Genomic DNA, 19,875 nt, shown 5'->3' on the forward strand with positions numbered 1-19,875 from the left:
ATAACCACCCCTCAAATGTTATTTTTATTATTTCAGCTTTATTTAATTTGATTTTATTTCACCTAACTTAGAAAAACAAGTTCTTTATTGCTTTGTTTTACTAATATTTTACAATTAAAATCTATATATTTATATTAGAATAATCAAAGCAAATATGCAACTACATTTCCTATCAATCCTTAAGGTGGGGGTTATGTCTAATATAACAATCAAAAATTCAAATCTATCTCTTAAAAGTTTAAACGATTTATACACACAAGCAGTTCTAAATCTTATCAAATCTAATTTCTATGCAAATGCTGATGAAATTGATTATTTAATTGAGGTTATTAAAAAAGCTATAAAGCAGGAGGAATGTAGTTGAAGATTGCAGCAATTTATTCAAGGAAATCAAAATACACAGGAAAAGGTGAATCAATTGATAATCAAATTACTATCTGCAAAGACTATCTTGAAAAGATTGGTATTACTGATTATTTAATATATGAGGATGAAGGTTTTTCAGGAAAAAATATTAAAAGACCTGAATTTCAAAGGATGCTAAAGGATGCAAAGGATAAAAAATTTGATACCCTTATATGCTACAGGCTCGATAGAGTTAGCAGAAACATAGCCGACTTTGCTCACCTTATACAGCTTCTTGAAAAGTATAATATAAGTTTTATCTCAGTTTCAGAGCAGTTCGATACATCTTCCCCCATGGGAAGGGCTATGATGTATATTGCAAGCGTATTTGCCCAGCTTGAAAGAGAAACTATAGCAGAAAGGATAAGGGATAATATGCTTGAACTATCAAAGGGTGGAAGGTGGCTTGGAGGTCAGTCTCCTACTGGATTTAAAAGTATACCTATTAATTATAATGATAAAGACGGTCGACAAAAGAAAATGTTTAAACTTGAACCTATTAAAGAGGAACTTGAAATAGTTCAACTTATATTTGAGCTTTACCTAAAGTTTAAATCTCTAAGCCAAGTTGAAAAATATCTTCTAAAGAATAACATTAAAACAAAAAAGGGAACAGATTTTGTTAAGATGAAGATTAAAACCATACTTAATAATCCAGCTTATGTTAAAGCTACTAAAGATGTTTTTGACTATCTTGAAGGAATGGGCATTAATGTAATAGGTGAGCCTAATGGAAAAAACGGGCTTTTGCTATACAACAAAAGAAAGGGAAAAGCTGAGTATAAGGATAAAACCCTTTGGGTGTGTGCCGTTGCAAAGCATGAAGGAATTATTGAAGCTAAAGATTGGCTTGAAGTTCAAAGGATATTAGAAAAAAATAAGGACAGTGCGCCGAGGCTTGGAAAATCAAAATCTGGTCTTTTATCTGGTCTTATAAAATGTGCAAAGTGCAAAAGTACAATGAAGATTACCTATGGAGTTTTAAATAAAAAAACAGGTGAAAAACCATATTATTATGCCTGTACATTAAAGCTTAATTCTGGGAAAACAAGATGCGATAACAAAAATACAAAAGGAGATGAGGTTGAAAGCATTGTAATTGAAACATTAAAAAACTTATGTCTTGATAAGGAAAAGCTTTACAATGAGCTTTTAAAATACAAAGAAAGCCTGTCCTCAATGTCTCCAAAGGAAGAGATTGAAATTTTAAATACTCAAATAAGACAGAATGAAAAATCCATAGATAATTTAACTAACACCCTCTCTTTAACAGAAGATTCTAATTTAGCTAAAGTTCTGCTTCAAAAAATAGATGCTCTATCAAAGGAAAATTTAAGCTTAACGAAAAAGCTTCAAGAACTTAAAGCTAATAATGAACTTGAAGTTATACGAAAAAGAAAAATTGAGGAATTTGCAAAATCAATTGAAAGATTTGAAAGTCTTTTTGAAAATGCTTCTTTGGATGAAAAAAAGTCTCTGCTTAGGGACATAATAAAAACTATCTATTGGGACGGGGATAATGAAAAAATTGAAATTATTTATAAAGAGGCAGAATAAACTCTGCCTCTTTAATAATTTTCCTCAAGATATTTGTTAATATATTTGATAAATACTGAAAAATCATTGAGTCTATTCTTCAATATATCCAAAACAACATCTTCGTCTAATCTTGTATAATCATGAACAAGTATATTTCTAAAAGATGCCATACCTGAAATTTGTTTTGCAAATTTTTCGGGTATAATACCCTGCTTATATAATGTTAATATTGTTTCTCTATAGCTTTCTGGCCTTTCAAGCCCTAATGAGGAAATAATAATATTTGAAATATCCAAAACACACTCAACTGATATATGCAGCCCTCTTTCAATTCCCCAATACCTTATAATATCTTCCTTTAGATTTTCTTTATTTACAACCTTTGAAACCTGCTCAAGATGAAGTAAGTTTTTTTGCAGCTCCTTTATTTTAAGATTAATTAAATCAATTATATTTCTCGTCATCCAAATCACCCCACTTCTCATTAAAAGCCATATCCATAATTTCCTTCTGCCTTTTTCTAAAAAACTCCATATCCATATATTCATCCATAGCCCTTGCTTCAAATAATACTCTTTCATCTTCACTTATCTTATAGACATTTTTACCATATTTAATCACTTGAAACTTTAATACCTCATTTACATCGTTTAATATTACAAGGTCTATGTCGTCTCTTTTGAAAATATCCATAAACTCTCCGATTAAGTTTAATTTATCAAGGGGTGAATACTTACCCATTAAAACTGCAATATCAAGGTCGCTATTTTTTCTATTGTTTCCCTTTCCATAGGAGCCAAAAATATATATAAGTTTTATATCAAACTGGGAAAGTAATTTATTAATATTTTCCTTGAGAATATTTTCTACCTCTTGTAAGCTGTTTTGAATCATAATCTTCACTCCAAAAATACTTATTATATAATTTTACCATAACTAAAATATAAATAAACAAATAAGTTAAAATAATGCTAAATAAATCTATCGCACTTTGGTAAGTCGTATATCTGCACGCCATACGAACATTCCGCTGTTCCAAAGATAATTTCCCTTTTCAAGAAAGCTCTTTGCAACATCGACATTAGGCTTTTCAATAAATCTTTTTACCTTAAAAGTTCCTTTTTCCATTTCATCCCCTTTTTCAATGTATCCATAGCCTGACTCAGGCCTTGTTGGGTTTATTCCCATAGTTACAAGAAAATCACCGTCCTGCGCTATATCTATTGCCCTTTTTAAAGTGTTTTCAAACTCCTCCTGACCTATTATAATGTGATCTGAGGGAAGAACCACCATTACAGCCTCAAAGTCCCTTTTCAAAAGCTTTATTGCCGCAAGACCAATACAAGATGCCGTCTCCTTATTAAGGGGCTCTTTGAATATGTTTTCTTCCTTTACATCAAGAAGACTGTTTATTATTGGAACATAGACCTTATTCGTAACAACACAAATCTTTGATGAATCAATTAGATTTTTAATTCTGTCAACTGTGCACTCTATCATGCTCTTTTCCCCTACAGTTTTTAAAAACTGCTTTGGAAGGCTTTTTCTTGATTTAGGCCAGAACCTCGAGCCAAGCCCTCCCGACATTATAACAGCATAAACCATAATAATCCCCCCGTATATTCATAGTATGCGGAGGGATTATTTTGGTGAATACTTCAGGGGACGGTTACTTATTATCTTAAAATTAAAATATATTTTCTTCTTTCCTTTTTCTCACCTGCATCTTCTTGTAAATCCAAAAAAATCCCTGCATATTGCAATTATTCCTTTTATAATAATTGAAAAAAGAGCTTCAATTAAAATAACTATTCCAGATATAATAAGCCCCACCACAATTAAAACCATATTAAGCATATAAATCACCTGAAAAAGCGCTTTATATTATATTATTAATAAAAAAAGGATAAAGACACAAAAATGCCTTTATCCTTTTAAAGTAAAATATAGTTTATGCCAAAAGCAGTATTTTAATAGGGTTTTATAAACATCTGAGTCCAGTAGCAAACTCCATTTGCATCCTTTGCAAGACCTACTCCTATTTGAGTGTAAGAAGGGCTTAGAATATTTGCTCTGTGTCCTGAAGAATTCATCCATGCATTCATAACCTCAGCAGGTGTTCTTTGTCCGTAGGCTATGTTTTCCCCGGCTGCTGAAAACCTTATCCCAAAATTCTGCATCATAGTAAAGGGCGAGCCGTAGGTCGGAGATGTATGGGAGAAATATTTTTTATCTATCATATCCTGGGATTTGTACCTTGCAACCCTGCAAAGCTGCCAATTCTTAGTTAAAGCTTGAAGTCCAGCCTTTGCCCTTTCAACATTTACAAGCCTTATAACCTCATCTTCCATTCCTGCAATAGTCTGATCTATTGAGGGTATGTTAATCTTCTGTCCCGGATATATAAGGTTTGGGTTTGTTATTTGCTTATTAGCATCGATTATCTCCTTAACCCCTACCTGATACTTTACAGCGATTTTCCACATGCTGTCTCCGGGCTGTACCACATAGACATTGTTTTGCTTAGCATAGGCAGGAAAACAAATCAGTGTAAAGAGAAACAAAAATATAAAAATCTTTTTTTTCATTAATATCACCTCTATTTTATTTTCTATAGAGGTCTGATATTTTATAACTTGTAATTTTTCCCTATGAGTGCCGGTACCGGAGAATGAGGGTAAAAAATACCAACAAATTAGTAAGTGACAAACTAATACGTAAATAAAGTAAATAAAATAAGTAACCGTCCCTAAGCTTGTTTACTATTTTTAAAGAGGGACGGTTACTTATTATAGATATAAAAGCAAAATTTTATCTATAAAAATTGCTTTTTTTAAATTTTAAATTATGTGATATAATACTATTTGACGGGAGGATAGAAAATGAAAAAAATTTATATAATAATTGTTTCTTTCGTACTTTTAGCCTCTTTTGCTGCTATAAAAAGTATGTCTGAGCCAAAAACAAATAAAGTTCCAACTATACAGGATGCTAAAAACAAGATAGAAGATAAAGCTGCTGTATCTGACATTGATAATAAAATAAGAGCTGTTTATATAGATGGAAGGCTGCCCTTTAATATTTCAATGATAAAGGAACTTAAGGTTAATACAATAGTGCTGTCACAGGAAGGAGTCAGAATGCCTGCTGCTCCCTATAAAACAAACTACAGAGCTTTAAAGTCCCTTGAAAAAAATACAAAGGAACTTGAAAAATCTGAAATTGATTATATTATAGATATTAATTCCGGTCCGGGGTTTTCCTCCGATGGCAAAATATCGAGTATATTTGCAAATGACACCGAAGCGTTGTACTTTGCTAAAATGAGCTGTGAAGTTATAAAAAGACATGTAAGCAATAAAAACTTTAAGGGAATAATGATAAGCCTTGAAAATACAAATGTACTTGAGGATAACTACTATAACACTTTAAAATATATAATAAACAAAATACAAAACAGTTATCCAGATGTAAATATAATACTAAATCTTTATCCATGTTCCTTTGAAAATAACTTTGAAAACCTTTCAGTTCCTGAGTTGAAAAATGTAACTCTAAATGCCGTAATTTATTTTAAAGGGATGTCCTACCCAATGTACGCAACAGGTTATAAAGCATCCTTAAAGATAAACAAAAACGTTATACTTTCAAATCTTCAAATTCTTAAGGAATTTCAAGAAAAGAATAAAACAAATATGATGATTACGATTAAAACTCCTTGGACAGAAAAATCCGATATATTTTTGCAGGATGTATATGAAATAAATAAAATGCTAAGCTTCAATTTAAATATAGGCTATATTAACAGCTTTGATGATTATGATTTCACTAAAAACGAAGACGTATTAAAAGTAATAAAAAGAAACAACAAATAGGGTGCAGATGCACCCTATTTTTATAGCAATATTAAAACTAATATACCAAGTATTATTCTATAATAAGCAAAAGGAGCAAGTTTCCTCTTTTTTATATAGTTCATGAAAAATGCTATAACTACATAGGCTACTATAAAGGAAACTACTGTACCAGTCAGCATTACAATCCACTCAAAGGCGCTAAAGGCAAGTCCTCCTTTAAGCAGCATAAGTACTGCTGCCCCAATCAGTGTTGGAATCGCTAAAAAGAAGGAAAACTCGGCAGCTGCCTCACGGGAAAGTCCAATTAAAAGACCTCCTATTATTGTTGAGGCTGAGCGGGACATACCCGGCCACATAGCAAGACACTGTATAAATCCTATTATAAATGCATCTTTGTAGGATATCTCATCGGTGTCATGAACTCTTACCCTCTTTAGTCTCTTCTCTGCATATAGAAGAAGAAGTGCTCCAACTATAAGTGCCATAGCAACAGGCCTTGGATAAAAAAGATGCTCTTCAAGAAAGTCGTTAAATAAAAGTCCCAAAACCATTGCAGGCAAGAATCCAACTACTACCTTCGCCCAAAGTCTGTATACCTTCTTCGACTGTTTTGCATGCCCAAGCTTTGGAAATAGCTTATCCTTAAAGTAGATTATAACTGCAAGTATTGCTCCAACTTGAATAACTACATCAAAAGCATTTGCAAAGCTGCCAGTAAACTTTATAAATTTGTTTGCAATTATTAAATGTCCGGTGGATGAAACCGGCAGAAATTCAGTAAGACCTTCAATAATTCCAAGTATTATTGCCTTTATTATCATTATATCCCTCCCTAATATTTCTCCATTCTCCAGTGATAATCACCAAAGAATAAAACTGACGCTACCCTTATAGAATACATCAAATATAATCTCCCTTCAACTTTATAAACACATAATTATCATATTATTAATAATTTGAAAATATATTTAAAATAAGCAAGATGAGGGGGGATTTTTATTAATTATTTTGAATGTGTAAACGAAATTATGATAAAAAATAAGTATGCCCAGACAGTAAGATGGCTTGGGGTTTTCAGCACCGTTAAAAAGCTTGTTGAAAAACGCCTTATAAGCCCCTATAAAGAAGTTGCCTTCACTGGGGAAATAGAAATAAAGGGAAGAAAAAAAGTGCAGATAAGATGCTGCACAAAGGGAAATTCGGTAACGAGGGATAAAAAGCTTTATTGCTTCTTCGATAAGATAACACCTGAATGCTTTGATTATCTTGTTTGCGTATTGTTTGACAAAAATAAAGATGTACAAGGCCACTATATTTTTACAAAGCAGGAAGTTATAGATTACTTTCCTTATATGGTGGACATCCACGGAAAAATAAAAAAAGAATATAAGGGACTTTACATACCTTTAGATGAAAACATTGGCGGGCCCTTAGACAGCATAGTTGAAAATTCCTTCGAAAATTGGGAAAAAATAAGATAGGATATCCTATCTTATTTTATTACCTTAACTAAGCTTATTGTCCCTTCTTTCATTTCAACTCCGCTTTGACCTTTAACGGTTGGATTAACTATAAAGTAGTACTCTCCTCCCTGTTTTAAGTTCTCCTTTGGCACTGCCCTTACAGTTTTATCATCCACAAACTCAAAGCTTAAAGAAAGCCTTCTTCCCGTATTTGCTTCTAAAAGCTCAATGCTGTTTTCTATAGTACTTCTATTTATATTTACATTGAAGTTTACCGTAAACTTCTTATTAACAGGAACATCTATTAAATCCTTAAGCTTTTTATAATCAGGATAATACATAAAATATTCATCATTTTTTAAATCCTGAGGCACGTCAACCCAGCCTATGCTTGAGCCAAGCTTAATATAGTTCCCCTCTTCCTTTGCCTTATCTAATATCATTTTATAAGCGCTATAATATTTTTCCTGCCTTGCTGTCTTTAAGTCTATCTCAAACTCCCTGTTTCCAAGTTTAACCTTTGCATAGCCTGTTTTATCGTGTCCCTCTTTGCTGTATCCTGATAAAAGCTCTGCAATAAGACCTGATGTTATACTATCCGCATTAAAGTGAGGGGTTATTCCTACCTTATTTATCTCATTTCCTAATGGAGATAAAAATTTTAAAACCGTAAGTTTTAAATAGCTTCCATCAGAAAGGCCGAACATAGTTTGTACAAGCCCTTTCCCAAAGGTCCTGTTTCCAATAATATAAGCAGTATTATAATCCTTTATAGCTCCTGTTAAAACCTCAGAAGCGCTGGCGCTGTTTTCATTTACTAAAAATATAAGCGGCTTGTCTATTCTAATATCATGCTTATAGGCTTTATACTCTACCTCATCGCCATCCCTGTCTCTAACTTTAACTACTGTTCCATCCCCGATAAAATATCCAGCGATATTAAGGGCAGTGTCTAAATATCCTCCAGGGTTGTCCCTTAAATCCACAATATAATTTGCAGGATTTTGTTTATTCATATCCTTTAAAATATTCCCAAATTTATCTGCAGTATCTTCTCCAAAGGAAGATATTTTTATGTATGCTGTGTGCCCGTTTATAATACTACCTTCAACCGTTGGAGTTTCAATTATTTTTCTTGTTATAGAAAAGCTTATTATATTGCTTCCTCTTTTAACCTTTACATTAACTGTTGTCCCTTCATCTCCCCTAAGATAAAGTGCAACTTTATCCTCCGTTATTCCTGCAAGGCTCTTACCATCTGCTTCTATTATGATATCTCCTTCTTTAATACCAGCTCTTTCTGCCCCAGAGCCCTTTAGCACCGATAAAACCTTAACCCCCTCAGGCACCACTTCAAACCTGACACCTATACCTGAAAATTTCATATCAATTCCATTTACAAAATCGTTATATTCGCTTTTTGAAAAATATACTGAGTAAGGATCCTTTAGAGCTTCAACCATTTCTTTAATCGTAGGCTTATTTAATACTTCATCTGAAACATTTTCTATGTAGTAATTTTTAATTAAATATTTAGCCTCGTCAAGAACAGTATATGCATAAACAGTACTTGAAATAAATAGTGTAATAAGCAATACTAATAATATACTTCTTAAAACTTTATTTTTTTTATTTTGCAAAGTCATCACCCCAAAAGTCTTTATTTTATTTATAATAGTATACGAAGCAGTTAATATTTGCAAGTTACAATTTAATTAAATTTTCAAATCATGGGATATTTATCATTAAAACCGTCAATACTTTTGTAATGTAGAAAGAAGGGAGAGCGTCTTATGAAAAAATCAAAGAAAATAATAGCATGGCTACTTACTATTTTTATTGTAGTTTTAGTCTTTGCAGGACTAATATCCTCAAAAAAGAATAAAATTCCAAGTCTTAGCCTGTCTAAAGTTTCCTCAAAGGATATTCAAAGGGTTATATCCTTAACTGGCAATCTATCCTCCGTAAGCCAGCAGACAATAAACTTAAACTCTGCTCAAAAAGTTGCTGCTGTTTATGTATCTGAAGGTGATACAGTTAAAAAAGGGGATGTAATATTAAAATTTGACACAACAGATATTGAATATCAGCTTAACAAAGCCAAAATTAATCTTGAAAGCATTAAAATAAATGCGCAATCATCAAGAAAGCAGGCAAAAATAAATCTCGATATGGCACAGTCAAACTACGACAATGCACAAAACAAATTCAGAATAAATGAAGAATTATACAATAGCGGTGCTATTTCAAAGGAAGAATATAATACATATCAAAAGGCACTAAAGGACGCTGAAAATCAGCTTGAACTTGCTAAAATGCAGTATGAAAACACAGATACTTCCTCATCCTCTTCCACTGGAAAGCAGATTGAAGCTGTGAAATACGATATTGATAACTTAAACAAAAAAATATCTGAAAGCACCATAAAAGCTAATATAAACGGAACAGTAGTAAAACTTGATGCTAAAGCTAATGAATACCCTCAAATGGGAGATAAAATAATAATATTAAATTCTTCATCCTTAAAAGTTGATGTTGATGTAAGCCAGTTTGATGCTGTAAATATTAAATTAAACCAAAGAGCTGTTATAAAAGTTAAGGGAATAGATAAGTCCTACAGCGGAAGGGTGACGAAAATAGGACAAATTGCTCAGTCCTCAGGAATGGCAACCGACACCCAGGCAAAGGTAAGGGTTGAAATATCTATTGATAATGCTGATGAAAATATAAAGTCTGGATATGAAGCAGATGTTTCCATAATACTTAATGAGAAAAAGAACGTCTTAGCCATTGGCTATGAAGCTGTAAAAGAAGATGCTGATGGAAAAAGATATGTATATGTAGTTGAAAACAACAAAGCAGTTAAAAGATATATTAAAACAGGTATAGAAACGGATTTTGACATTGAAGTATTAGAAGGGCTTAAACTTTCTGATACTTATATAGACAATCCTCCTGATAATATTAAGGAAGGAATGATTGTTAACACAGGGGGAGGGAAATAATGATTATTAAAATTGAAAACCTTTTTAAAACCTATGATACAGGTTCCTTTAAGGTAGAAGCTTTAAAGGATATTAATCTTGAGATTAAAAAGGAAGAATATGTAGCAGTTATGGGGCCCTCGGGCTCTGGCAAATCAACCCTTATGAATATATTAGGGTGTCTTGACAGATTAAGCAGTGGAAAATATATATTAGATGGTGAGGATATTTCAAAACTCGACGACAATAATTTAGCTCAGATTAGAAATAAAAAAATAGGGTTTGTTTTTCAAGCCTTCAATCTTCTTCCAAGGCTCAGCGCCCTTGAAAACGTTGAGCTTCCTATGATTTATGCAAAGGTATCCCCAACAGAGAGAAGAAAAAGAGCAAAGCTTGCCCTTGAAAAGGTGGGACTTTCCGATAGACTTTATCATAAACCAAATGAGCTCTCGGGAGGGCAAAAGCAAAGGGTTGCAATAGCGAGGGCCCTTGTAAATTCTCCTTCTATAATACTTGCCGATGAACCAACAGGAAATCTCGACAGCAAATCAAGCGAGGAGATTATGGAAATATTCGAGTCCTTAAACAATGAGGGCGTTACAATCGTTATGGTAACCCACGAAGCTGACATAGCCCTTCACACTAAGAGAATAGTTACTTTTAAAGATGGAAATATAATATCAGATAAGGCAGTATCGAATAGAATTGCAAAAGGAGGGGGAGCTTAGTGAACTTAGTAGAGAGCCTTCAATCAGCAGCAGGAAACATAAAAGCTAACAAAATGCGTTCTTTTTTAACAATGCTTGGTATAATAATAGGTATTTCCTCGGTAATAACCATTGTATCAATAGGTCAGGGGGGAAAAGCATATATAACCAGCCAGTTTGAAAGCATAGGAACAAACGTTGTAAACGTCCAGTTAAAACCTGCAAACAACGATATACTCCCAAGCGATTACTTAACCTTAGAGGATGCAGAGCTTATAAAGGAGAAAATTCCAAAGGTAGAGTTCGTCGTTCCCATTATAGATGATTTTGGAAGGATAAGAGGGGAAAATAAGTCAAAACAGGCACAAATTGCAGGGGTTACAGAGAACTATATTAAAATTTCAAACCTCGAGATTTTAAAGGGAAGATTTATAAATAAGCACGATTTAGATACCCAAAGACCTGTTTGCGTTATAGACGACATAACCCAAAAGAAGCTTTTTAAGTCTGGCAGCGCAGTAGGAAAGCAGATAAGGCTGAGCATTAGAGAGAATAATTTAAACGTATTAGTAATAGGAGTTGTTAAAAACCCAAGCGGAAGTTTGGCATCAACCTTTGGAGATAATTATCCCGGTTTTGCCATAATTCCAATAACTATATCCGATAGAATTATGCAGGATGCAAAGATAACCTATATGTCTGTAATGCTAAAGGACATGACAAATTCTAAGGAAACCGCTTCAAAAATAACAAGGCTTCTTGAAATAAGGCACAGAAACAGCGGAAAATACGCAGCAGAGGAGGGCTTTAAACAGCTTGACATGGTAAATAAAGTATTATCCACCTTCACTGCTGTTATAGGTGCTATTGCAGGAATATCCCTACTTGTCGGAGGTATCGGCGTTATGAACATAATGCTCGTATCCGTTACAGAAAGGACGAGGGAAATAGGCATTAGAAAGGCTATAGGAGCAAAGCAGAAGGATATAAAAATTCAATTTTTAACAGAATCGGTTATACTGTGCCTTATAGGAGGAATAATAGGAATGCTCCTTGGGGTAATTTTCGGCTTTATTGCAGGCTCAGTAATAAACATAGCACCTGTAATATCCTTACAGGTTGTTCTAATATCCTTCCTCTTCTCATCAGCCGTTGGAATATTCTTCGGTCTGTACCCCGCAAACAAGGCAGCAAAACTTGATCCTATAGAAGCGCTAAGATATGAATAAAAACTTAAAAGGGAACCGAAATTTCGGTTCCCTTTAATATATATTAAAAAGTTTGTCACTTGTCAGCTATGCGGCATTAATATGCATTTTTATTTACAAGCCCTTTAAACACAGTTAAAAACATTATCTTAATATCAAAAAACAAACTCCAGTTTTCTATATAATATAAATCATACTCTATCCTCTTTTTAATTGAAGTATCCCCTCTTAAGCCGTTAACCTGTGCCCATCCTGTAATGCCCGGCTTTACCTGATGTTTTACCATGTATTGGGGGATTTCCTCTTTAAATTTATCTACAAAATATGGTCTTTCAGGGCGGGGGCCTACGATACTCATATCTCCCTTTAAAGCGTTGAAAAACTGCGGAAGCTCATCAAGGCTTGTCTTTCTAATAAACTCTCCAAACTTTGTTTTCCTTGGATCATCTTTAGTTGTCCACTTCACCCTTTCTTCTTCGCTGCTTTGAACTTTCATTGATCTGAACTTGTACATTATAAAGGGCTTTTTATTATATCCCACACGCTCCTGTTTAAAAATTACAGGACCTGGCGATGTAAGTTTAATTATAACCGCAACAATAATCATAATTGGAGAAAATAATATAATTAATATAAAGGAACAAATTAAATCAAATAATCTTTTTATAATCTTATTAGAAATCAAGTCAAGAGGTATATATCTTGCTGATATAACAGGTATGCCGTTTATCTCTTCAAGATAGGGTTTTGAAGGTATATATTTGTAATAAGCAGGTATTATCTGAATCCTAACCCCATACTTTTCGCATAAATCAAGTATTTTTTTCATTCTATTATACTCATTTATATCAAGTGTTATAAAAACTTCATCTATATTTAAACATCCTAATACCTTTTCAAGCTCGCTGTAATTATATATTGCATCGTTTTTATAAAGCTCATCTACTTTTCTTTCATAAAATTCAACATATTCCTTAGTTGCTGCAACAAGTTCATTTTTATATATATAGTTTTCATTTAATCTTCTTTTAAGCTCATCATCAAATATAGCAACAATATTATATCCCCAATGACTGTTTATATTTATCTTATTTATAAAATCCTTTGCGCCGTCGCTTAAGCCGACAAAAACTATATGCTTTAAGTTTTTCCCTCTTCTTCTTAAATTCCTCAAAACAAGCCTTACAAAACTTCGCTCTAAAATAGTAATAATAAAATTAATAATTCCAAATATAAAAAGATATACTCTCGAATAATTGATTTCCTTTGTAATATATAAAACAAAAATAAATATTAAAAGTCCTAACAGATTTGCCTTAAAAACATCAATATATTCGCTTAATATTGTTTTGGTTCTCTTTGGTAAGTAAAGCTTATAAAGATTATAAAAGAATAGATAAGCAGGTATAACGGCAGACCCGTATTTTAAATATACATCAAAGGAAAGATACCCTCCTTCAACTCCTACAATCCCGCTTTTAAACCTTATAAACCATGAAAGAAAAAGAGATGCTAAAATACATACAACATCTAATAAAACCTGTAATCTGTTAAAATGCTGCTGATTTTGTTTAATCATATTTTATATCACTCATTTCATCCCAATGTTTTTGTCAAATTCATTATATATATTTATTAATTTCTCTGCAGATTTTTCCCAAGAAAATTTTTCACTTTGCTTTAATCCCTTAATTATTAATTCTTTTTTATAATAATCATTATTTGCAATTTTTAACATTGAATCAGCAATTGCGTTTATATCTTTAGGGTTTACAAATATTGCCGCATCTCCAGCTGCTTCAGGTAATGAAGATGTATTTGAAGTGATAACAGGTGTTCCTGCTGCCATAGCTTCAATAACAGGAATGCCAAATCCTTCATAAAACGATGGAAACAAAAATAAGCTGCTCATTTTATAAATGCATGCTTTATCATCTTCATCAACATAACCAGTAAAAATCACTTCATCGCCAAGTGAATATTGTTTTACTCTATTTAAAATCGAATCGTACATCCATCCTTTTTTCCCTGCTATGACTAATTTTAAATTACCACCATTCTTTTTATATAAAGCATAACTATCAATAATAGTCTCAATATTTTTTCTTGGCTCCAATGTACCTAAATATAAAATATATTCATTAGGAATGTTATATTTTTTTCTTACTTTTATCATCTCATTTTCTGAATATTTTTTTCTATACTTTTCTATTTCAATGCCGATAGGAATAATTCTAATTTTATCTTCTGCTACATTTAGATATTCAATTATTTCTTTTTTTGAGTTTTCAGATATTGTAATTATTATATCTGCTCTATCCACTGATCTTTGAAGGTTTTTTTCTAATCTATTAAAATTAGCTTTTGTCATAGTTTCTGGGAACCTTTTATACACCACGTCATATACTGTTACTATAACAATTCCACCTATATTAGGAGGAACAATAAAATTAAAAAAATGATAAATATCTGCTTTATTGCGAAAAAAATTGTTATATTTTATTGGAATATAATCCCACAGTCTTGAATAAAGCCCATACGGAATTACTTTACATATATCATATTCAATATTCAAATCTTTAATATTTGGTAAAATATTATTCCTTCCAGCAAAATTGAAACCATACCCAATAAATTCATTATCTTTATCAAGTTTGATTACTTCTTTTATTATATTATATGTATACCATCCTATTCCAGTTTTATCCTTAAATATAGGCTGAAGCTCCATTCCTATTTTCATACATACCCTCTTTATAAATTTTTAAATTCATATATCTTTTCTTCAATAAAACTTATTATTTCATTTTTAAATCTATTAACACTAAATTTTTCTGCATACTTTCTTATAAAATCCTTATCAAAATCATCAGAACTTTTTTCAAACTTTTGAATAGCTTCAATAAGACTCTCTGCATCTTGTTTATAGAAAAAAATACCAGTTTTGCCTTCAATTATAGTTTCAAGAGTTCCACCTTTCCCATACGCAATAACAGGTCTGCCACATGCCTGTGCTTCTACAGGAGTTATCCCAAAATCCTCTTCCCCAGGGAAAATAAAAGCTTTGCATCTTCTATAATACTCTCTAACTTCACTATCTGAAAGATGCCCTAACAATTTAATATTGCTTTTAATAAGCTTTTTATATTTTTTATATTCGGGACCTCTGCCAATTATAATAAGGGGCAGTCCTAATTTATTAAATGCTTCAATAGCAATGTCAACCTTTTTATAAGATACTAATCTTGATACAATAAGGTAAAAATTATCATCTTTATTACTTGGTGTATAAAAATCAGTATCAACAGGAGGATATATTACTCTTGATTCTCTCCTGTAATTTTTTAATATTCTTCGTGCCACATTATTTGAATTAGCAATAAAATAATCAACCTTATCCGCCGAAAGCCTGTCCCATATTCTTATGTTTTTCATCTGAGAAGCTATAATCCACTGCATAAATTTATTTTTACCTTTTAAATAATCAAAATATAAATCCCACCCATATCTCATCGGTGTATGGCAATAACAAATATGCAAAGTATCAGATTTAGTTATTACTCCTTTAGCACAACATGTTGAAGAGCTTAATACAAGATCATACTCTGACAAATCGTACCTTTCCACAGCACCAGGCATAAAAGGTAAAAGATTCTGATATATTTTATTTGCAAATGGTATCTTCTGTAAATATGAAGTTCTTATATCCATATTATTATATTCTTCAGGCATCTTATGTTTATCATGAATTAACACATAAACTGGAGCTTCTGGATATATATCGTGAAAAACTTTAACTACTTTTTCAGAACCTCCAATACCACTGAACCATTCATGTACGATTGCTACCTTCACTATTTTTTCACCTCAAGATTTATTATTAGAGTTTTAGAACCTTTTTGCTCAAACCATGTAACTCCTTCATGTACCATATCTATTTCAATTTTATAGCTTCCTTCAGTATCAGGAGACTTTAGCTTCATATCAATTAAAGCTTCTTCACCTGTTCTTATTGCATAGGGTAATCCTGTTCTTTCCCCATCTCGCAATATTGTTTTACCATTTCTATCTAAAATATGATAAGATATATTTATAGATTTCTCCTTTTGAGGAATCCATGTCATTGTTCCTGTATTTCTAACTTTAATTTTAATTTTATTTATTTCATTCGGATGCATAATTATCTCATTTATATCACTGTTAATCAAAGCATTATATTGTGAAAGTTTTGACATGTCAACTCCTTTATACCTTTGTTCAGCTATTTCTGCATTAAAAAGCAAAAGGACAATAGAAAAAAAGGAAATATAAAAAATATAATTATAGTTTTTATTTTTTTCGTAAAATAATCACTCCAGTATTTCTCTATATGCTTCCATAACTTTTTGTGCAGCTTTTTGCCAGCTGAATTTTTCAGATCTTTTAATACCTTCAATAGATAGGTGTTTTTTTATTTCTTGGTTTTTTAAAATACTTAATACACTTTCAGCAATGCTTTCAATACTATAAGGATCACAATATATACCTGCATCCCCGACTACTTCAGGAAGCGATGAACTATTTGATACAACTACAGGGACACCGCAGCACATTGCTTCAAGTGGAGGCAGGCCGAACCCCTCATAAAGGCTTGGATATACAAAAACTTCAGCCCCGCTATAAATACATTCAAGCTCCTTTTTACTAATATAACCCGTTGTAATTATTCTATCTTTTATAAAGCTATTTTCAATTTTAAGCATTAAATCATCATAAAGCCATCCTTTTTGTCCAACTAACACAAGATAAATATCATTATAATATTTATAAATAATTTCAAATGCTTGTACAAGTCTTTTTAAATTTTTTCTTGGTTCTAAAGTACATACACCTAAAATATATCTTCCTTTAATACCATATTTATTTTTAATATTTTCAACTATAGTTATATCATTAATCTTTCTAAAGTTAGGCTTACCTGGATATATAACCCGTATTTTTTCTGCTGCCGTTTGAAAATACTCTATTATATCATTGCGGGTACTATTTGAATCCGCAATAATTAATGAGGCTCTTTTAATGCTTAATGGTGTTAATCTCTGTTTTAGAGTTCTGCTCATTTGTGAAAACATTTCTGGATACTTATAGAAAGATAAATCATGTATCGTAACTATAAAAGGAATTCCAATATTTATTATCGGACTGCTATAATCAATAAAATGAACAAGATCATATTTTCTGTATTTTAATGGTAGAAAAAGCTGCTCATCTATTATTCTTTGGTAACTTTTAATATAATTTTTTGTATAGTGTACATTATTATAATCAATTTTAATACATTTTTGAAGAATAAATGTAAAATTCACGTCCTTTTCATTGACTAAATTACTTATTAGATTATATCCATAATTGCCTATACCTGCTCTTTTGTTGTTAATAATTGTAGCATTAACAATAATTTTCATCTTATGCTCCTAAATATAAATATGCATATTTTAATACTCATATATACAGTCTATCCAAACTTCTATTCCTTTAGATTGATTGTTTTTTTCTCCTAAAACTTCTATTTTATAAGTATGCTCTTTATTATCAATATTTTTAACATCATATTTAAAATCTATTTGCATATTTTGAGAATATAAATCCAATATATCCATTAACTTATTATCCTTAAAAATTGCAACTTTACCTGACCAAGCATGTTTTAAAAATCCTATTGCAAATGTTTTATTTGAAACAAACTCTATATTGGCCCCCTTTTGCCAACTCATTATTCCATAATTTTGTTGCCAACCGTTAAACTCTCTTTTATACCACTCCTTATATTGAGGCTTAAATTTCACAATTTTAGTACATTGTTTATTCTTATTATTTTGTTGCTGATTAAAAGCATTTTCAGAACTAATACTATTAGTTTGAACTTTTTTACTTGAACACCCTGTTAAAATTAGAGAAAAACTTATTAAAAAAATACATAATTTTTGGTTCAACAACAAATTTTGTGATTTAAAAACTGTTCCATAATTTACATTGGAATTTCCATGGTAAAAAAGTTTAAAGTCACCCGATACCTCTATTATGATTATCTTGCAAACACAACCAAAAAGGAGGTATCAAAATGACTTTAGATTTAAATTTTATCCAAAGTCTGATTGGATTGCAAGATTTAGAGGTAACTTCTGCTAATGTAATTGATGGAATTGTTTATATTTATGCTGAGTCTAAACATAATTTTGCTGTATGTCCTAAATGTAAGAAAATAACCCAAACTGTTCATGATTCAAGGCGTCAGCCTTATAAACACCTTCCTGTATGGGATAAGGAAACTATTATTATTCTTACTAAAAAGCGTTATGTCTGCAGTTGTGATCCTGAACACCCCTTTGATGAATCCTTTAGTTTCATAAGGAGATATCAAAGGATTACTACCCCATATGAGAAGTATATATTTTCTCTAATGCTTAAAAGCACTGTGAAGAATGCTCATGAAATTACAGGCATCAGTGAAGCAACATGTCAGAGTATATACAACTTTTATGCAAATAGTATCTTAGAGAATAGGAACCCTGAGTCCCTCAGACTCCTTGGTATCGATGATATAGCTACAAAAAAGGGCCATAACTATGATACCGTTATATACAACCATGAAACAGGCAACGTAGTTGCTGTAATTACTGGACGCAAGAAGGAGGATGTTATATCTTACCTTCATACCATCCCTATGGACGTAAGAGAAGGTATTCAGGCGGTATCTATGGATATGAGCAGAGGATATTGCCATTCTGTATTAGAGTGTTTCCCTAATGCCAAACCAGTAATTGATCGTTTCCACATATCACAACAACTTCATAAAAATGTAGATGATGCAAGAAAACACATTCAGAATCATATTAAGAAAAATAGTAAAAAGAACGAAGTATTTAAAATTCGCTGGGCTCTTCTTAAAAATGTAGAAGATCTCAAACATGATGAAGCCTTACGGCTAATATTATCCTGCACAAAATATGAGAAAATCTATGAACTCCACTATTTAAAGGAAGAGTTCAGGGAATTCTTTAATATTACATCAAAAGAAGATGCTATCGCATTCCACGAGTATTACAAAGACTTTGTTTATGAATACGATATTCCTGAACTAAAGATATTTTGCAAAACCATAGATAACTGGATGCCATATATACTAAACTATTATGATTTTCCTATATCCAATGGTCCTACCGAAGGTAATAATCATAAGATTAAAAATATCAAAAGAAGAGCTTATGGATATAGGAACCATAATAATTTTGAACTTAGGGTGAAGATGGAATTTGAATGTGCTTAAAATCTTAAGTTTAACTATACAGGGGTAGTCTAAACACGTCGCTTTACTTAAAAATCCTGTAAAGGTATATTATTAAACTTTATACATTATCATGCATCATAGGTTAATTCATACTTCCTTACTATGGAAAAATACTTGAATATTTTTCCTAAGGCTTTTGTCTGGACGGGGTAGGTGTACTACCTATCACAAAATTCATTGTTGAATCTTTTTTATTATCATTATATATTTTAAGAATTTCTTCTTTTAATCTTTTATTCTCAATACTTCTTTTACTTTTAACTTGGTTAAGGCTTTTGTAATAAGAACTTCTTGAAACTTTTAGCAGTTTACACATTAGCTTAACATCATGTTTGTCCTTATTATCATCTATGAATTTAAAGATAAAATCTACTTTTTTGCGAAT

21 protein-coding genes are annotated in these 19,875 nt (G+C 31.6%); 8 read left to right on the forward strand and 13 right to left on the reverse strand.

The genetic code is table 11. The annotated features are described in order from the left end of the window. Positions 1-193: 193 nt before the first annotated feature. Both B5D15_RS15325 and B5D15_RS01015 read left to right on the forward strand, forming a co-directional pair. Complete coding sequence (locus B5D15_RS15325; protein ID WP_179122135.1) at positions 194-364, forward strand: hypothetical protein; 171 nt, start codon at positions 194-196, stop codon at positions 362-364. Continuing rightward, positions 361-1,962, forward strand: coding sequence for a recombinase family protein (locus tag B5D15_RS01015; RefSeq protein WP_078695239.1), 1,602 nt, complete (start codon positions 361-363; stop codon positions 1,960-1,962). Before B5D15_RS15325 ends, B5D15_RS01015 begins: the two co-directional genes overlap by 4 nt. An 11-nt stretch (positions 1,963-1,973) precedes the next feature. On the opposite strand, the gene hepT is transcribed toward B5D15_RS01015, so the two are convergent. From hepT to safA, 5 genes are all read right to left on the reverse strand, one after another. Then, positions 1,974-2,408 carry a type VII toxin-antitoxin system HepT family RNase toxin gene (gene hepT, locus B5D15_RS01020; RefSeq protein ID WP_078695240.1) on the reverse strand — a complete coding sequence of 145 codons (435 nt, stop codon included), beginning with the start codon at positions 2,406-2,408 and terminating at the stop codon, positions 1,974-1,976. After that, positions 2,389-2,838 (reverse strand): type VII toxin-antitoxin system MntA family adenylyltransferase antitoxin, encoded by a 450-nt coding sequence (gene mntA, locus B5D15_RS01025; RefSeq protein ID WP_078695241.1) that lies wholly within the window; start codon positions 2,836-2,838, stop codon positions 2,389-2,391. The genes hepT and mntA overlap by 20 nt, the downstream gene beginning before the upstream one ends. A gap of 87 nt (positions 2,839-2,925) precedes the next feature. Next, positions 2,926-3,549 carry a mannose-1-phosphate guanylyltransferase gene (locus B5D15_RS01030; protein ID WP_078695242.1) on the reverse strand — a complete coding sequence of 208 codons (624 nt, stop codon included), beginning with the start codon at positions 3,547-3,549 and terminating at the stop codon, positions 2,926-2,928. Positions 3,550-3,660: 111 nt separating this feature from the next. Beyond that, entirely contained in the window at positions 3,661-3,801 is a 141-nt protein-coding gene (locus B5D15_RS15330; protein WP_179122136.1) for a hypothetical protein, read from the reverse strand. Positions 3,802-3,914: 113 nt separating this feature from the next. Continuing rightward, a complete protein-coding gene (gene safA, locus B5D15_RS01035) occupies positions 3,915-4,532 on the reverse strand; it encodes a SafA/ExsA family spore coat assembly protein (RefSeq protein ID WP_078695243.1) in 618 nt (205 codons plus the stop codon). A 294-nt stretch (positions 4,533-4,826) separates the two neighbouring features. Here safA and B5D15_RS01040 point away from each other — a divergent pair, with 294 nt between their 5' ends. Beyond that, on the forward strand, positions 4,827-5,819 hold the full coding sequence (locus B5D15_RS01040; protein ID WP_078695244.1) for a hypothetical protein: 993 nt from the start codon (positions 4,827-4,829) through the stop codon (positions 5,817-5,819). Positions 5,820-5,839: 20 nt separating this feature from the next. Here the strand turns inward: B5D15_RS01040 and B5D15_RS01045 are convergent, their stop codons facing one another. After that, on the reverse strand, positions 5,840-6,622 hold the full coding sequence (locus B5D15_RS01045) for an undecaprenyl-diphosphate phosphatase (RefSeq protein ID WP_078695245.1): 783 nt from the start codon (positions 6,620-6,622) through the stop codon (positions 5,840-5,842). 207 nt (positions 6,623-6,829) lie between these two features. On the opposite strand from B5D15_RS01045, the gene B5D15_RS01050 reads away from it, so the two are divergent. Then, a complete protein-coding gene (locus B5D15_RS01050; protein ID WP_078695246.1) occupies positions 6,830-7,282 on the forward strand; it encodes a hypothetical protein in 453 nt (150 codons plus the stop codon). Positions 7,283-7,293: 11 nt separating this feature from the next. Here B5D15_RS01050 and B5D15_RS01055 read toward each other — a convergent pair whose 3' ends face one another. After that, positions 7,294-8,904: a S41 family peptidase gene (locus B5D15_RS01055; RefSeq protein WP_179122137.1), complete on the reverse strand. Its 1,611-nt coding sequence runs from the start codon at positions 8,902-8,904 to the stop codon at positions 7,294-7,296. Positions 8,905-9,057: 153 nt separating this feature from the next. Between B5D15_RS01055 and B5D15_RS01060 the strand changes: the two genes are divergently transcribed. The 3 genes from B5D15_RS01060 to B5D15_RS01070 are packed head-to-tail and all read left to right on the forward strand — an operon-like array spanning position 9,058 to position 12,184. Further along, the gene (locus B5D15_RS01060; RefSeq protein WP_078695248.1) at positions 9,058-10,269 is read left to right on the forward strand and encodes an efflux RND transporter periplasmic adaptor subunit; all 1,212 of its coding nucleotides are present in this window, start codon (positions 9,058-9,060) and stop codon (positions 10,267-10,269) included. Continuing rightward, entirely contained in the window at positions 10,269-10,976 is a 708-nt protein-coding gene (locus B5D15_RS01065; RefSeq protein WP_078695249.1) for an ABC transporter ATP-binding protein, read from the forward strand. Before B5D15_RS01060 ends, B5D15_RS01065 begins: the two co-directional genes overlap by 1 nt. Continuing rightward, complete coding sequence (locus tag B5D15_RS01070; protein ID WP_078695250.1) at positions 10,976-12,184, forward strand: ABC transporter permease; 1,209 nt, start codon at positions 10,976-10,978, stop codon at positions 12,182-12,184. Before B5D15_RS01065 ends, B5D15_RS01070 begins: the two co-directional genes overlap by 1 nt. A gap of 76 nt (positions 12,185-12,260) precedes the next feature. On the opposite strand, the gene B5D15_RS01075 is transcribed toward B5D15_RS01070, so the two are convergent. The 6 genes from B5D15_RS01075 to B5D15_RS01100 form a co-directional block, all read right to left on the reverse strand. Beyond that, positions 12,261-13,742, reverse strand: coding sequence for an undecaprenyl-phosphate glucose phosphotransferase (locus tag B5D15_RS01075; protein WP_078695251.1), 1,482 nt, complete (start codon positions 13,740-13,742; stop codon positions 12,261-12,263). Between the two features lie 12 nt (positions 13,743-13,754). After that, on the reverse strand, positions 13,755-14,906 hold the full coding sequence (locus tag B5D15_RS01080) for a glycosyltransferase family 4 protein (RefSeq protein WP_078695252.1): 1,152 nt from the start codon (positions 14,904-14,906) through the stop codon (positions 13,755-13,757). 11 nt (positions 14,907-14,917) lie between these two features. Beyond that, entirely contained in the window at positions 14,918-16,018 is a 1,101-nt protein-coding gene (locus tag B5D15_RS01085) for a glycosyltransferase (protein WP_078695253.1), read from the reverse strand. After that, positions 16,018-16,446, reverse strand: a complete 429-nt coding sequence (locus B5D15_RS01090; RefSeq protein WP_179122138.1) for a hypothetical protein — start codon at positions 16,444-16,446, stop codon at positions 16,018-16,020. Before B5D15_RS01090 ends, B5D15_RS01085 begins: the two co-directional genes overlap by 1 nt. Positions 16,447-16,512: 66 nt before the next feature. Then, positions 16,513-17,607 (reverse strand): glycosyltransferase family 4 protein, encoded by a 1,095-nt coding sequence (locus tag B5D15_RS01095; RefSeq protein ID WP_078695255.1) that lies wholly within the window; start codon positions 17,605-17,607, stop codon positions 16,513-16,515. A gap of 30 nt (positions 17,608-17,637) precedes the next feature. After that, positions 17,638-18,135, reverse strand: coding sequence for a hypothetical protein (locus tag B5D15_RS01100; RefSeq protein ID WP_078695256.1), 498 nt, complete (start codon positions 18,133-18,135; stop codon positions 17,638-17,640). Positions 18,136-18,263: 128 nt separating this feature from the next. Between B5D15_RS01100 and B5D15_RS01105 the strand changes: the two genes are divergently transcribed. Next, complete coding sequence (locus B5D15_RS01105; protein ID WP_078695257.1) at positions 18,264-19,469, forward strand: ISL3 family transposase; 1,206 nt, start codon at positions 18,264-18,266, stop codon at positions 19,467-19,469. The last annotated feature ends 406 nt before the right edge of the window (positions 19,470-19,875 follow it).

Origin of the sequence: Caloramator quimbayensis, assembly GCF_900167605.1 — a bacterium.
GTDB classification, from domain to species: Bacteria; Bacillota; Clostridia; order Clostridiales; family Caloramatoraceae; genus Caloramator_B; species Caloramator_B quimbayensis.

Bases quoted from the DNA above. Each gene is read 5' to 3' on its own strand.
- B5D15_RS01105 (WP_078695257.1), top strand. From the start codon at position 18,264: ATGACTTTAGATTTAAATTTTATCCAAAGTCTGATTGGATTGCAAGAT.
- B5D15_RS01080 (WP_078695252.1), bottom strand. From the start codon at position 14,906: ATGAAAATAGGAATGGAGCTTCAGCCTATATTTAAGGATAAAACTGGA.
- B5D15_RS01065 (WP_078695249.1), top strand. From the start codon at position 10,269: ATGATTATTAAAATTGAAAACCTTTTTAAAACCTATGATACAGGTTCC.
- safA (WP_078695243.1), bottom strand. From the start codon at position 4,532: ATGAAAAAAAAGATTTTTATATTTTTGTTTCTCTTTACACTGATTTGT.
- B5D15_RS01030 (WP_078695242.1), bottom strand. From the start codon at position 3,549: ATGGTTTATGCTGTTATAATGTCGGGAGGGCTTGGCTCGAGGTTCTGG.
- B5D15_RS01060 (WP_078695248.1), top strand. From the start codon at position 9,058: ATGAAAAAATCAAAGAAAATAATAGCATGGCTACTTACTATTTTTATT.
- B5D15_RS15325 (WP_179122135.1), top strand. From the start codon at position 194: ATGTCTAATATAACAATCAAAAATTCAAATCTATCTCTTAAAAGTTTA.
- B5D15_RS01045 (WP_078695245.1), bottom strand. From the start codon at position 6,622: ATGATAATAAAGGCAATAATACTTGGAATTATTGAAGGTCTTACTGAA.
- mntA (WP_078695241.1), bottom strand. From the start codon at position 2,838: ATGATTCAAAACAGCTTACAAGAGGTAGAAAATATTCTCAAGGAAAAT.
- B5D15_RS01040 (WP_078695244.1), top strand. From the start codon at position 4,827: ATGAAAAAAATTTATATAATAATTGTTTCTTTCGTACTTTTAGCCTCT.
- hepT (WP_078695240.1), bottom strand. From the start codon at position 2,408: ATGACGAGAAATATAATTGATTTAATTAATCTTAAAATAAAGGAGCTG.
- B5D15_RS01095 (WP_078695255.1), bottom strand. From the start codon at position 17,607: ATGAAAATTATTGTTAATGCTACAATTATTAACAACAAAAGAGCAGGT.
- B5D15_RS15330 (WP_179122136.1), bottom strand. From the start codon at position 3,801: ATGCTTAATATGGTTTTAATTGTGGTGGGGCTTATTATATCTGGAATA.
- B5D15_RS01050 (WP_078695246.1), top strand. From the start codon at position 6,830: ATGATAAAAAATAAGTATGCCCAGACAGTAAGATGGCTTGGGGTTTTC.
- B5D15_RS01075 (WP_078695251.1), bottom strand. From the start codon at position 13,742: ATGATTAAACAAAATCAGCAGCATTTTAACAGATTACAGGTTTTATTA.